At 58.4% G+C, this 13,987-nt stretch carries 8 protein-coding genes and 3 pseudogenes; 6 read left to right on the forward strand and 5 right to left on the reverse strand.

Annotated features, from left to right (window positions below; all coding sequences use genetic code 11):
• From GQE99_RS00005 to GQE99_RS00015, 3 genes and pseudogenes are all read left to right on the forward strand, one after another.
• Positions 1-1,736 (forward strand): autotransporter family protein (locus GQE99_RS00005; protein ID WP_161349541.1); only part of this gene is annotated, 1,736 nt, incomplete at its 5' end.
• A 119-nt stretch (positions 1,737-1,855) separates the two neighbouring features.
• The gene (locus GQE99_RS00010) at positions 1,856-2,986 is read left to right on the forward strand and encodes a tetratricopeptide repeat protein (protein WP_235917044.1); all 1,131 of its coding nucleotides are present in this window, start codon (positions 1,856-1,858) and stop codon (positions 2,984-2,986) included.
• A gap of 242 nt (positions 2,987-3,228) precedes the next feature.
• Positions 3,229-3,845: pseudogene (locus GQE99_RS00015) on the forward strand (IS6 family transposase); the annotation flags it as partial.
• A 47-nt stretch (positions 3,846-3,892) separates the two neighbouring features.
• Here GQE99_RS00015 and GQE99_RS00020 read toward each other — a convergent pair.
• The 4 genes and pseudogenes from GQE99_RS00020 to GQE99_RS00035 form a co-directional block, all read right to left on the reverse strand.
• Positions 3,893-5,094: pseudogene (locus tag GQE99_RS00020) on the reverse strand (IS256 family transposase).
• A gap of 732 nt (positions 5,095-5,826) precedes the next feature.
• A complete protein-coding gene (locus tag GQE99_RS00025) occupies positions 5,827-7,503 on the reverse strand; it encodes a recombinase family protein (RefSeq protein WP_161349543.1) in 1,677 nt (558 codons plus the stop codon).
• On the reverse strand, positions 7,500-7,910 hold the full coding sequence (locus GQE99_RS00030) for a DUF2924 domain-containing protein (protein WP_161349544.1): 411 nt from the start codon (positions 7,908-7,910) through the stop codon (positions 7,500-7,502). Before GQE99_RS00030 ends, GQE99_RS00025 begins: the two co-directional genes overlap by 4 nt.
• The gene (locus GQE99_RS00035) at positions 7,907-8,140 is read right to left on the reverse strand and encodes a DUF3489 domain-containing protein (RefSeq protein ID WP_161349545.1); all 234 of its coding nucleotides are present in this window, start codon (positions 8,138-8,140) and stop codon (positions 7,907-7,909) included. Before GQE99_RS00035 ends, GQE99_RS00030 begins: the two co-directional genes overlap by 4 nt.
• A gap of 526 nt (positions 8,141-8,666) precedes the next feature.
• Between GQE99_RS00035 and GQE99_RS00040 the strand changes: the two genes are divergently transcribed.
• The 3 genes from GQE99_RS00040 to GQE99_RS00050 all read left to right on the forward strand — a co-directional run bounded on the left by GQE99_RS00040 (position 8,667) and on the right by GQE99_RS00050 (position 13,034).
• Positions 8,667-11,111 carry an ATP-binding protein gene (locus GQE99_RS00040; RefSeq protein WP_161349546.1) on the forward strand — a complete coding sequence of 815 codons (2,445 nt, stop codon included), beginning with the start codon at positions 8,667-8,669 and terminating at the stop codon, positions 11,109-11,111.
• 246 nt (positions 11,112-11,357) lie between these two features.
• Positions 11,358-12,089 (forward strand): redoxin domain-containing protein, encoded by a 732-nt coding sequence (locus GQE99_RS00045; protein ID WP_161349547.1) that lies wholly within the window; start codon positions 11,358-11,360, stop codon positions 12,087-12,089.
• Between the two features lie 417 nt (positions 12,090-12,506).
• The gene (locus GQE99_RS00050) at positions 12,507-13,034 is read left to right on the forward strand and encodes a TIGR00645 family protein (RefSeq protein WP_161349548.1); all 528 of its coding nucleotides are present in this window, start codon (positions 12,507-12,509) and stop codon (positions 13,032-13,034) included.
• 210 nt (positions 13,035-13,244) lie between these two features.
• Here GQE99_RS00050 and GQE99_RS00055 read toward each other — a convergent pair.
• Positions 13,245-13,874, reverse strand: a pseudogene (locus GQE99_RS00055) (IS3 family transposase); the annotation flags it as partial.
• Positions 13,875-13,987 lie beyond the last annotated feature (113 nt).

The raw sequence follows: 13,987 nt of genomic DNA on the forward strand, positions 1-13,987 counted from the left end.
TCGATGTTGCGAGCGCGGCCAACCTTGGGGTCATCGGCACGATGACGGGCGCCGGCGGTGTCACCAAGTCGGGTGAGGGCACGCTGGTCCTCTCGGGGAGCAGCGCACTCGGTGGAACGTTCAGGGTGACTGCCGGCGAATTGTCCGTAAACGGAACTCTGGCTGCACCCACGCTTAATGTCCAATCTGGTGCCTCCTTGATGGGCACGGGCGGGATCATCGGCGACGTGGCTGTGTATGGATCCCTTGCGCCAGGCAACTCGCCGGGAACCCTCACGGTCAATGGAGATGTGACTTTGACATCAGGCTCTACGTTCGATGTGGAGGTCGACGGCAGGACGTATAGTCCCGCTGGTGGAGCCGGCAGCTATGACCGTCTCTTCCTCGCCGGTGTGTCGTCCGTATTCACGGCGGCGGGAACTCTGCAACCGACGCTGCGCGGAATCAGTGGGCCTGCGACCAACTCTTTCGATGCGATCATTGGTGATCGCTTCCGGATCGTGAGCACAATCGACAACCCGGCCGGCATTGCCGGAGCCTTCGACACAGTGGTGACACCGGCAGCGGGCGTTGAGCAGAATGGGCGATTTGACGTGATCTACGGCTCGAATTTCGTTGATCTAGTTGTCGTTGCGGATAGCCTGGAGACACTCCTGCGCTCGAGCGGTAACGTCAACGCAATCTCGGCCGGGGCTGGGTTGGATGCGATCCGTGGCAATGTCGGCACGGGGAACGCAGATCTCGATACCTTGTTCAATGGCTTTGCGGGTTTCAACGCTGCGCAAACCTCCTCAGCGACCCTTCAGGCATCGGGTGAAATCCACGCATTCGCTTTGTCTGATACCCGCAAGGCAATGTCTGTCGGTTCGAAACGCCTCATGTTCGGCGCGACCAACCGGCTCGATGGCCACAATCTCTGGGTTGATGCAACGGGTTATCGTTTCCGGGATGCAAGCGATCGCTTTGCCTCGGCCTCGGCGACAAGCAACCGCATGTTCTGGTCCGGGGTGGATTTCCAACAGAACGAAAAGCTGACATTCGGTCTCGCCCTTGGGCATTCCTCTGGCGAACTGGATGCTGGGATGTCCGGCCAATCCGAACGCACCACGAATATGCTCGGCATCTACGGTTACGGGTCGTCTGGCCCGTTCGTGTATGACGCCAGTGTCATTGCGGGCCGGTCGGACATTCAAGGTAGCCGTTCGGTGGTTCTGACCTCCGGCACGGAACGGAACAGCTTCGAAGCGAGAACCGTCTCCCTGCAAGCTGCGGCACGTGCCGGCTACAGGTTCGACATCTCAGAGCGGTTCGTGGCAATGCCCTGGGTGGCGGCCGAAATGAACTGGACGCACGCGCCTGGGTATAAGGAATCGGGCTCGACCGTGACCGGTTTGACTGTTGCAGATGGCAGCTACCACAGCGGGGTTCTGAAGGCCGGGCTTGATCTTGAAGGAGAGTTCTTCTCGAACAACCGAAGCCGAGTTGCATGGTCTTCGTCATTTGGCATCAAGCATACACTGGGCTTTGGCGATCCCGACGCCTCGCGTGATGTCTCAATGCACGGTGCGACCTGGAATGTAACAGAGCCCCACGATGCGAACACGGCGGTCTTCGGGGAGTTCGGCCTTTCCTATACCGCAAGCCCGAACAGCACGTTCTGGGCGAACATCGGACTGAGCCGTAGCACCGGCCAACGCCAGGAATGGATCGCTTCCGGCTTCAGCCTCAGGTTCTGATAAAAGACCAAAAAAACCGGGTGGGGCCAGCTGGAACACGCTGGCCCCACTCCTTCGGAAATCACCACCAAGTCCGAATGTGCACAGCACAATCTTTCCCTTGGCCAATCGAGATCCTCATGAAAACCCAGGCAACCTCCACCCTTGACCTCGTATTCACTTCGGCATTCCGCGGGCGCCCAATTCGGCGATCTTTGGCCGCTATTTTTATTGCAGCCTCCTTGCTCGCCATCCCGGCCAATGCCGACGAAAACAGCGATGGCGTGGCAGCCGCGCGCAGCGGAAACTTCGAACAGGCACAGATGCACTGGGAAAGGGCTGCGGCCGAGAACGATCCGGCCGCGATGCGCAACCTGGCCGGCCTTTACATGTCTGGAGTCCTTGGCGCGCCGGATCTGGAGCGTGCCCGCGGGTTGTTTGAAAAGGGTGCTGAGCTGGGTGATGCCGGCTCGCAGTTGAGTCTCGGCTATATCTACCTGAACGGCATGGGTGTCACTACGGATTCCGCTCGCGCCAGGATGTATTTCGAAGCGGCCGCCAAGGCCGGAGATGTCGAAGCCCGCTTCATGCGCTCGCAGATGGCTTTTGAGGACGGCGCTCAAGGAGAGGACCTGCAAAGGGCGTTGAACGACCTGCGCGCTGCTGCTGACGCCAACCATCCACCGGCATTGGCGCGCGTGGCCGATTTGCTTCGAACTGGGACATACACCGAGCAAAATATCCAGGATGCAATCCGATATCACGAGCAGGCGGCAAAATTTGGCTATGTCCAAAGCGCCAACACCCTTGGAGAAATCTACCTTTTTGCCGAGACGGGTGAAGTTCAGATGGCTGAAGCGATGCAATGGTTCGAAAAAGCGGCATCCGAGGGCAATGTGGCTGCGGCCTATTCGCTTGCGACCGTAATTTACGCCAACCCGGTTGCGTCGGATGAGGAACTTGCGCGCGCGTTCCACCATGCAGAAAAGGCGGCTCACGCGTGGGATGAAAGTGCTCAGCTTCTGCTTGGAAGGATGTTCCTCGAGGGTCGCGCAGTGCCCCAGCATTTGATGCAGGCATATCTCTGGTTCGACCTCGCGGCCAGTGCAGGGGTTCACGAGGCGCATCACTATCGTGCCATCGCAGCAACGCGTCTTGGGCCGGAGAAATCCGCAGAAGCGCATGACCTGGCGCGCAGTTGGTTCGAAGAAAACCATGCCAAGCCTCACACGCACCGGTCGGTTGAGCGTGGCCAGCACACATTCGAATGAGGACCAACCAATCCTCTTTCGAGCAAGCACGCTTCTCATGCACTTGACCCATAGCCGCGCCAAATGAACCACGTCGTCGCAGCTTTAACTGAACCGAGCACCGGCACGTAGCACGAAAAGTTATTTGACACGGTCAAGACGCGCAGCTTCTTACCGGTTGCCAATTGCTCATGTACGAAGTCCATCGCCCGGGCCTGTCAAAGGAACTCGGCTTGAGGCGGGGCGGAGGCTTGCGTTCGAGCATGCTCAAGCCGAGCCCCTTCCGCTACTTCAAGAAGTCCACCCCGGGATCATCCGTTTGGCGGTGATGGAGTACGTTCGGTTCCTGCTCTCGTTCCGCAATGTGGAAGACTTGCGCCACGAGCTCGGGATCGACGTGAGCCACGAGACCGTCCGGTACTGGTGGCATCGGTTCGGGCCGATGTTCGCGGCCGAGATCCGGCAGCGCCGGATTGACGGGATGCGGTCCAGTCGCTGGCGGTGGCACCTCGACGAAATGTTCGTGAAGATCAACGGGGAGCGGCACTACCTCTGGCGGGCAGTGGATCACAAAGGAGAGGTCCTAGAGAGCTTTGCTGCCAAGACCCGCGACAGGAAGGCGGCCTGGAAGTTTCTGAAGAAAGCAGTGCGCAAGCATGGTGGACCGGAGGCGATCGTGACCGATAAGCCCCGGTCCTATGGTGCTGCCTTGAAAGAAGTCGGAGCCGATCCGCGGCAGGAAACGGGCCGCTGGGTGAACAACCGCGCTGACAACTCGCACCTGCCGTTCCGAAGGCGGGAACGTGCCATGCTCGGGTTCCGGCGCATGCGAAGTCTCCAGAAGTTCGCGTCGTTTCATGCTTCGATCACGTCCCATTTCATGGTGTAGCTCATGGCTGGCCGGGAGCTTTCAACGGGCCGAGCTGATCAGTCTGTCTGAGTTGCAGGCAGGCTGATGACGGGATCATCGCAGACCGGCGCCAAGGTTTCCAGCGTCATGTATCGCACACGCTGCACGGTCCATTCCTCGGTCTGCTCCATGAGGATGGCGCCGACGAGCCGGCGTAGGGCGGCCTCATTGGGAAAGATCCCGACGACGTCGGTCCTGCGCTTGATCTCGCCATTCAAACGCTCAATGGGATTCGTCGAATGCAATTTTGTCCGATGCTGATCGGGAAAAGGTCATGTAGGCGAGCGCGTCTTCTTCGGCATCGTCCATCATCCCGGAGAGCCTCGGCAACTTGCCCCGCATCTGGTCGGCGACGTTGCGCCATTGGGTTTTCGCCGTCGCATGGTCCGGCTGTGCGAAGGCGGTGGTGTTAAAGGCGGAACGACGCGCCTGCAGTTTTTGCCCGCATGCGCAAGAGCATTCTCTGGAAATGCACCCGGCAATGCTGCCACGTTGTGTTCAGCACGCGTGCGACCGAGGCCTTGATGCCTTCGTGCGCATCGCTGATGACCAGCTGCACGCCTCGCAGCCCGCGCCGCACTAGATCTCGCAGAAACTCCGCCCAGAAGGTCTCGGCCTCTGACGGGCCGATGGCCATATCCAGCACCTCTCGGCGGCCGTCCATGTTGACGCCGACGGCGATGGTGACGGCGACGGAGACGATACGGCCACCCTGGCGGACCTTAAGATAAGTCGCGTCGATCCAGAGGTAAGGCCATTCGCCGCCGATCGGACGGGTCAGGAAGGCATCGACTCGCTTTTCGATCTCCTCGCAAAGGCGGCTGACCTGGCTCTTCGAGATGCCGGTCCCGCCCATTGCCTCCACGAGATCGTCCATGGCTCGGGTCGAGATGCCGTGGACGTAGGCCTCCTGGATGACCGCAGTCAGGGCTCTTTCCGTCGCACGCCGTGGCTCCAGGAAGGAGGGAAAATAGCTGCCGGTGTGCAGCTTGGGGATCCGCAACTCCACGTTCTCGGCTCGCGTCTGCCAATCGCGCTCACGGTAGCCGTTCCTCTGTGCTTGGCGCTCTGCGGTCTTCTGGTGATAGCCTGCGCCGGTCTTCGCGCCCACCTCCAGCTCCATCGGCTGTTCGGCGGCGAAACCGATCATCTCGCGCAGCAGATCAGCATCTGCGCTCTTCTCCATCAGCTCTCTCAGGTCCATCATGGGTTTGGTCATCGGAGTCTTCCTTCGGTTCAGGTTGGCTTTCGCAACCCGACCCTAGCGAAAATTCACGGATGACCACCGCGCCCTTGTTGCCGTCCTACGGCGCCTCGTGATGGGCGCAAGCGCCATCAGGGGCGCTACCCGAAGTTACACCCATCCGTGGGACATGACCGCCTCTTTGCTGCCCCCCTGTGCAAGAAGGCTCCGCTTCGGCAGGGCACTATTGTGACTCTGGGATCGCCAGAGCGAACAAGATTTTGCAACACAACTTGCTACACATTTTGCTACACATGGACTTTCAGAATTATGTGGAAAGCATTGATATCAATTGGGAAAAATTCCTACCGCACCTTCGGGTGGCGCACACCTCCTCCGCCAGCCACCCCTTTCTCAAATTCCCATGCACAATTTCGCAAAATTCCCTGGGAGTTTTCAGGCGCTTGGCAGAGGGCGTTCGCCACTGAGACGCACCGGCGGAGGTGCTTCTGGCGGGCAATCGGCGTGTGTCTCAGTCGCCTATTTGGCGCGGTGCGCTCTTTCGGAGATTTCCCTGATAGCAGCCGATTTACAGGGAATCCGACGATTTTGGGGGCGCCGGGTCCGGGAAGGATCAGGATTCGATGAGAAAAAACAGGCTCTTGGATTGAAATTCCCTAAGTGTGCGAACAGGGAATTTCAGGCATCGTATCAGGGAATTTTGGCCGGCGATCAGGGAGGGTGCGATTGCTTGTAGGGAATGCGGTTTCAGCGCAGCCCCAGCATCTCCTCCTGGTCGTGGAAGCGAAGCGGAAGACGATCTCGAACGAGACGCTCGAGCGTCAGGTCCACGGGCTGAGTTCCGCGGACGATCGCGTCCTGGATTTTGGGGGACAGTGTCGCCAGCGGGACGATCCGCCGGACATAGCTTTCGGTGACATTGGCCTCGGTCGCGATCCTGCGCAGGGAGGTCCCGGCCTTCAGGAGATCAGCCCAGCGGTGGGCCGCTCTCAGTCCGCGGAGCAAGGTCGTGTCTGGCGTGGTTTCCCGATCGCCAGCCACCAGCTTGAGTTCCACACCACGCCGCTTGCAGGTGAACGCTGTCTCGACTCTCGAAAGAGTGGGGTCGAGATCCTCGACGACACGGTCCAGTTCTCTCGCGAGAGCTGCTGAATTGAGGGTGATTTGAATCCGGCCGGGTTCAACCGATCCCTGCTCAATCAACCCGGGGGCCGAGCGTACCCCCTCGGTCTGGACGCGCTGTGCGAGTGCGTTGACCTTGGTGGCCACGAGCAGAGCGTCACCTGCCGATCCCGCGTGCAGGATCTTGTGATGGTGGGCGGCTGCGAAGAAGTGATCTGCGATCGCATTCGCGACTGCCATCTCCAGTGCGGGCGCGGGGAGACGCCAGCCGTGTTGGTCTCCCCGCCCGTTCAAGAGCCGGTTCGATACATAGTACCTCAGACGCTTGTCGTGGCGCTGCGTATGCGTGGGCGTGAGCATGTCTCCTGTCTCGTCCCGGAACTTGCCAAGAAGCGGTGCTGCGCCAGTTGCCGATTGCTTCGATGTCTTGGTGATCGTGCCGCGCCGACGCGCACTGGTTGCGACAAGGCGATGCTGGACCTCCTCCCAGAGCGACGCCTCTACGATAGCTTCATGCTGCCCTGGCCAGGTTTTGTCCTTGTGCCGGATCAGACCTCGATAGACCGGGTTCGTGAGGATCTGGTGGATCTGTCCGCGGCTCAGGTAACCGCCGCCCTGTACCCGTCCACTCGCAAAGACGCGTCGCTTTGACCGAAGGCCGTCTGCCTCGGCCGCACGCGCCGTGGCGTTCAGGCAGCCATGGCGAAGGTAGAGCTCGAATATGCGTTGTATACTCCGGGCCTCATCCGGGTTTACGACCAGCTCGCGCCGGTTCGGATCCGAGTGCGGATCATAGCCCATCGGGGCCAGTCCTCCCATCCAGAGACCCTTCTTCTTTGAAGCGGCGATCTTGTCGCGGATCCGCTCAGCCGTCACCTCGCGCTCGAACTGGGCGAATGAGAGAAGTACGTTTAGGGTCAGGCGTCCCATCGAGGAGGAGGTGTTGAAGGCCTGCGTGACGGAGACGAACGAACAGCCGGCCGCCTCAAACCTGTCGACGAGCTTCGCAAAATCGGAGAGCGAGCGCGTCAGGCGGTCGATCTTGTAGACCACGACCATGTCGACACGGCCTGCGTCGATGTTGGCAAGCAGCTGCTGAAGCCCCGGGCGCTCCAACGTGCCACCGGAGATCCCGCCATCGTCGTACCGATGGGGCAGCATCTTCCAGCCCTCATGACGCTGGCTCGCGATGTAGGCCGCGCAGGCCTCATGCTGGGCATCGAGCGAGTTGAAGTCCTGATCCAACCCTTCGTCGGAGGACTTACGGGTATAGATGGCACAGCGTGTCGTAACGATGCTCATGACCGCGCCTTTGTCTTGAGCCCGAAAAAGCGCGGTCCAGACCAATGGGCGCCGGTGATCTCGCGCGCGATCACGGACAAGGAGCGCCAAGTCTGGCCGTTCCAGATAAATCCGTCCTCGGCGACATCGACGATGTGGGTCACGCCATTCCACTCGCGCATGAGGCGCCCGCCGGGCTTGAGGCCGGGGGAGGACGGCTTTGCCTTTGCTGTCGCGACGTCCGCACCGAGCGCCGCCTGCACCTTCTTGGACAAACCGCCGCTCCGCCCGGCTTGCAGTTCATATGCCAGGAACCGGCGCAAGAAGGTCTGGCCCATGCCTTTCGGGGCTGGGGTGTCAAACACATTCGACCAGGCTGCGACAAGCGCGGCCCGGTCCATGGCCTCGAGGTCATCGATGCAGATCATGCCGCGTCCTCGGGCGCAGCCGTGATCCTGTAGACGGATCCGCTGGTCTTGCTGTCGCCGGGCGCGGATCGCTCAATCACGTAGCCTGCCTTGCGAAATCCGCTCAATACCGCTCGCGCGGAGTGGGACTGCCACCCGGTCACCTTGCAGATCGCTTCCAGCGTCGCGCCCTGTGGGCGCTCCAGCATGGCGCGAACCTTCATCTTCTTCGTTTGCTTGGATTTTGCCATTGGGTTCTCCTTGGTCTGCTGGCCAAGCGGTATGCTGGCCCCCGCACCGAGGAGCGCCCGGGGTGTCCGGGCGTGGGACCACTGATGCTCGGTTTGCACCCGTAGTCCAGTGGAGAATTCTGCTTGTTCAGAATGGCGGGGAAGGGCGTATTCCGTTGAAAAACTCGCGCTTGATCGAGGGTCATCCTGCTGATTCGGTCTTGTCAGAGGAAATTGATCGAGTAGGGTTTGAAGCGGGAATTTCAGTGCCGGTCGCCTTCACATGCTTGGCAATAGTCAAGCAAACAAGTGATTATTGATCAAGCACCGCTTCTTGGGGGCGGGTTAGGATAGGGACTAAGTTTTGTTCTGACAGTACCCATGACGCCGTTATTGTTCAAGTCCTGACCTGGTAGGCACCAATCTCCCTGATGTCTTCGGTGAGCGAAACAAATGGAGATCGTCTTTCGTTAGGCACATATTTGACGCGGACAATTTGCGTTAGTCACTGTGGGTAGGTGGCCCGCGTTGAGGCATGAGAAAGAACATGCGCAAGACAAACCGTACACTGCTTGACGAATTCCCCTGGCATGAAACCAATCTTGGGAGCCCAAGCAATTGGCCGGCCGAAATGCGCGGTGTCATTGACGCGATCATGGCGACGGACTTCCCTGTCTGCACCGGCTGGGGGCCCGACACGGTCCAGATATACAACGATGCGTACAACGCCATTTTCGGAGACAAACATCCGGAATCTTTCGGAGCGCCATTGCGACAGACCTGGCCTGAAATCTGGGAATTTGTCAGCGAAAGCATCGGCCATGTGAAAAGAACCGGCAAACCTTTCAGCTTGAAAGATGCGATGTTGCCGCTGGTCAGGTCGGAATTTCCCGAGGAGTGCTACTTCGACTTCTCCTACAGCGCCATCAAGACACTCGAAGGCAGCACCATTGGGGTCATGGCGATTGCGCATGAGACGACGCGCGAAGTGGTTGCTCGGCGCCGAAATCAGATCCTTGAACTTGCGCCGCGCGGATCCGCCGCGGTGGGCATAGGCTCCTTTTCCGGGGAATTGCGCGATATATTGGCCCAGAACGAACTGGACTGCCAGCTCGCTGTCCTTTTTCGGCTCTCTTCCGACAACGGACTTCCGCTGGAAGCGGAGTGGGCGATCGGATGCGACGACGGCTATATTGATGCCCTTCGACCGGTAGTGGCCGCAGGCCTCTCTCGCGGTGGGCGCCGCATGGTCGATTTGCCGGATCAGATCAGGAGGGAAGAGGCCGCCGCTCGGGGCTGCTTGATCCCAGTTGGCGACAGGGATGCGAAGCTCGTTGGCGCGCTGCTCCTGGTGCCAAATTCGCTCGTGCCGATTGATTCAAGCTATTTCGGGTACGCCGATCTGATTTCCCAGAAGGTGCACAGCTTGCTCCACGCGGCTGAGGTTCTGCATGCGAACATGCAGGCCACGCGTGAGAGGATGAGCGAGCAGTCTGCCATGTACCGCTTTCTGTTTGAAAACATCCGGGACGGCGCAATCTATACGGCGACGGACGGAGGACCCAGCGATCGCGAAATCATCCTTGCGGTGAATCGGCGGGCGAGCGAAATGCTGGGTTACGAGCCGGAAGAAATGGTCGGGATGCAACGCGAGACCTTTTTCTTTCCGAGTGACGGGAAGCTGGAAGCCGCATTGCAGGAGCGGGGAGAGGATGGCTTCTTTTCGGGGGAGTTGGCCTTCAGGACCAAGGACGGTCAACCGGTGCCGATGGGTATTACGTCGAATCTCTTCGAACTCCCGGGTGGTGAAGTTCGATCGGTCACCATCATCCGCGATCTCACCGCACAAAAGGCGCGCGAGCAGGAGCGGGATGATCGCGTGAGAATGGAGGCGCTGGCAAACCTCACACGCGCTGTCGCCCATGACTTCAATAACTTATTGACCGTGGTCCTTGGTGGCCTGGATATGCTCGACGAGCGGCTCTCAGAGGGTGATCCCAATCTTCCCTTGATCAGAAATGTCACCCGTGCCGCCGAAGAGGCCGGGAATCTCACAAACCAAATCATGGCCTATGCCCGGCCGTCTCAGAAGAAAGTGAAGACAATCGAGGTCGGAAGCTTTCTGCAAGAGATCCGACCTTTGTTGGAATCCGCCCTCGGCGCTGGAAATTCCTTGGCAATCCGCTCCACAGAGGTCAGTGGCTATGTCCGCACGGATCCTTCGGTCCTGACCGCTGGTCTTTTGAACCTTGCTACCAATGCCCGCCAGGCAATGTCGAATGGCGGTGCACTTTACATTGGCCAGAGCTATCCGGGTCGCCAAGATTTGTATCCCTCCCACGACGGATACCAGCTGCCGGCATCGGAGCACCTCGCGATCACTGTGTCGGACAATGGGACCGGGATATCGGAGGAGGTCCGAGCAAGGATCTTCGAACCGTTCGTCACAACCAAGGCGGTTGGCGAGGGAACCGGACTGGGACTGTCTATTTTTCTAGAGGGAATTCGAGCGGCAGGTGGAGATCTTCGGCTTTCAGACGAACGCGGCAATGGGGCCACATTTCAGGTCCTTCTGCCCCTCGTACGCCAAGGGGAACGCGACACCGAGCGCGACGAAGCGGCTGTCGGACACGGCGAAATAGTGCTTTACGTCGAGGACAATCCGCATGTCCGGGCGCAGACTACTCTCATGCTCGAGCAACTTAACTTCTCACCCGTGGTCGCGCGGCACGGACGAGAAGCATTGGCGATTGCCCGCAGTGACGCCCACATAGATATCGTATTGACCGACTTGGTCATGCCCGGCGGCATTTCAGGGCGTGCCTTGGCGAGCGAGCTTATGAGTATTCGGCCGGGTATCCCGATCGTTATGACCACGGGCTACGACCCCGAGGGCGAAAGCGGAGCAGGCAATGATCAATGGGTCCTTTCAAAGCCGTACTCACGCGAGGACCTGGCCGACATCCTCGTACGCAAGCTTGACCAGATGTAGAGTAAGTCACGCGGTGAGCCGATGGGTTCTTACCTTGTCTTTGGTGATAGCTTGCCGCGAGGGCTATAGTTCGGGGTCTCTATAGTGTGACGAGGATGTGTCGCCAATGATTTGCCTCAATTCGAACGTTTTGAGTGAAATTTTTCAAAATACTTCAAGTCGAAGCAGAAATATCGCCAGTATTGCCAATTAGCAAGTTCATATGGAATTGGCAAGGACAGTTTGTGGCATAACGGGTATACAGTGATGACTTTCCAGTTTTTTGCTCCCCGCGGAACAGACGGCGCTCTCCTGAGAGTCCCCCAGTCTTTTCGTCGGTCCGTGAAGTGGTTACCACAGATCGGCGACATATTTCCGGATTTCACGATTGAAACAACGTTAGGGCCTTTGAACTTTCGGAACTGGGCTGAGGGCAGTTGGGTGTACCTCTTTAGTCACCCTGCAGCGCATACGCCAGTCTGTACGACCGAGGTAGGTTCGATCGCGATGCACTGGCCGGACTTTGAAGGTTTGGGAGCGAAGGTTCTGGGTTTCACCAGCTCCTCCGTAGATGAGCAGTTGGAATGGCATGGCGATATCCAGCGGCTCTATGGAGTACCTGTCTGCTTTCCGACCGCCAATGACCTCGGTGGGGCCATGGCCAAGTTCTTGGGCATGCGTCACGAAAAAGAGCACAAAAGCTGGCCCATCCGCAAGTCGTTCGTGCTGGACCCAGAAATGAAAATCAGGGCGATCTTCGAGTACCCGATCTACATAGGACGAAGCACAGCGGAGACCTTGCGCGTCATAAAAGCGCTTCAGCTCGTGAATCAAACAGGGGCGGCAACACCCGCGGACTGGACCGAATTCGACCCCATCATCATCGACATTGGCGAGCGCGAGCTCGAAGTTGTCCGCAAGTTTGGCGCCGTATCACGCCAGTTGCTTCCTTACTTGCGATTGGTGCGTGGCGACAAGCGACACGAGATCCCAAGCTGAGCATAAAGGAGAGGCCTTCGCTTTAATCGTTGGGAATTTCAAGTATGCGCTGAACAGGCCTGGGTGCCAAGGACCTATTCTAAAAGCGGCAGATCCCGTCAAACAGACGCTTTTCTTCTTGAAGATCTACGACCTTTAGCCCGGCCAATTCGTTAAGGGATCCTAATTATGAATTATCCGTCTATAACCGTGCGTGGGTCGCTATCAGATTGACGTTCCGTGACAACCGACAGTTCGCCCTCCACCGAGCGGCTCTTCACTTGAGGCAGCCGAGCTGTTAGGCCACACTAAACTTCGTTTGATTGATCGCCCCAAGGCGCATGACTCGTCATTCGCCCGTGGGCATCTCCTCGCCGGTGAGGGCAGTCTCCCGGAAACGTCGGATTCTTCGATCCACTATCGCTGAACGAGATAAACATGGAACGCACCTTAGAGAAGATCCTTTATAACAGTCGATGGCTTCTTGTGCCGATCTACTTCGGCTTGGTCATCCTACTTGTTATGTTAACCTTGAATTTCATCGTCGATCTTGTCGCACTGGTGCCTCAAGTGTTGGTCTGGTCAGAAAAGGAGGCAATCCTTGCCACGCTTGCGCTTGTCGACCTTGCGTTGGTCGCTAGCTTGGTAATCATGGTGATTATCAGCGGGTATGAGAACTTCATCTCCAAGATTGAGGTAGGGACCGGCGAAGAAAGGCTCTCATGGCTTGGAAAGCTTGATTCCGGGACGCTCAAATTGAAGATTGCATCATCCATCGTTGCGATTTCGTCGATTCACCTCCTAAAAGCGTTCATGAGTGTACAGGAGATTCCTAATGACAAGCTCCTTTGGCTCGTGATTATACATATCACCTTCGTTGTCTCGGCATTACTCATGGCTGTGATCGAGCGGTTTCTTCTGGTGCACTCTGAAAACCAGGAACCGCGAGGCGCCAGTGCTGATTGAGCCAAAGACGATGTCTTGATATGCGGGCGCTGCGCGGCGCTCTAATCAGGTCAACATGCATCAATGACTTGAACTCTGAAGGTCAGGAAAACGAACGCAAAGGCCTTGTCTGAGCTACTCCCCATCTCTTGGACAGGATCTGGCGTAAATTAAGCTACTCTTTGCACCTGCTGATCGGGTTGGTTGATATCATTTCTCTGCNGATTTCCGGATGGCCGCTTTCGTCTCTGATCCGGTCTCCCAGGCATGCAGGTAGACGCATTCGTATTTCAGGGTTCGCCACAGCCGCTCGATGAAGATGTTGTCGAGGAATCGGCCTTTCCCATNCGTCCAGGCGAAGGACGTGAACTGGGATCCCTGGTCCGTATTCATGATCTCGGGCGGGCCAAACTCGTGGATGGCCTCGTTCAGCGCTTCGACACAGAAGTCGGCCTCCAGGGTGTTCGATATCCGCCAAGATAGAACCTTGCGGGTGTGCCAGTCCATGATCGCCACGAGGTAGAGGAACCCACGCCGCATGGGCAGGTAGGTGATGTCCGAGCACCAGACCTGGTTCGGGCAATCCACCCGCAGACGTCGTAGCAGGTAGGGATAGGTCTTGTGCCCCTTCGCCGGCCTGCTCGTGTTGGGCTTCTGGTAAATCGGCATGAGCCCCATCAGGCGCATTAGCCGGCGTATCCGCTTCTCGTTCACCAAGTGGCCGTCGTTGCGCAGGTGCCAGGTCATTTGCCGGACACCGAAGAACGGCGTCTCCAGGAACTGCTCGTCGATCTGCCGCATCAGGCCGAGGTTCTGTTCGGTCTCTCCCTTCGGCTCGTAGTNNNNGGATCTTGGCGTGGAGCTCCTTCACCTGCTCTTCGTCGATCTCGGGTCTCTTGCGGCCGCCGCGCTCAAACACGCCGGACGCGCCTTCGAGCAAGGCGCGCTTCCATTGATGGATCATCGTCGGATGC

The organism is Maritimibacter harenae, from assembly GCF_009882975.1.
GTDB lineage: Bacteria > Pseudomonadota > Alphaproteobacteria > Rhodobacterales > Rhodobacteraceae > Maritimibacter > Maritimibacter harenae.

Bases quoted from the DNA above. Each gene is read 5' to 3' on its own strand.
- GQE99_RS00010 (WP_235917044.1), top strand. From the start codon at position 1,856: ATGAAAACCCAGGCAACCTCCACCCTTGACCTCGTATTCACTTCGGCA.
- GQE99_RS00025 (WP_161349543.1), bottom strand. From the start codon at position 7,503: ATGAGCATCGTTACGACACGCTGTGCCATCTATACCCGTAAGTCCTCC.
- GQE99_RS00030 (WP_161349544.1), bottom strand. From the start codon at position 7,910: ATGATCTGCATCGATGACCTCGAGGCCATGGACCGGGCCGCGCTTGTC.
- GQE99_RS00035 (WP_161349545.1), bottom strand. From the start codon at position 8,140: ATGGCAAAATCCAAGCAAACGAAGAAGATGAAGGTTCGCGCCATGCTG.
- GQE99_RS00040 (WP_161349546.1), top strand. From the start codon at position 8,667: ATGCGCAAGACAAACCGTACACTGCTTGACGAATTCCCCTGGCATGAA.
- GQE99_RS00045 (WP_161349547.1), top strand. From the start codon at position 11,358: ATGACTTTCCAGTTTTTTGCTCCCCGCGGAACAGACGGCGCTCTCCTG.
- GQE99_RS00050 (WP_161349548.1), top strand. From the start codon at position 12,507: ATGGAACGCACCTTAGAGAAGATCCTTTATAACAGTCGATGGCTTCTT.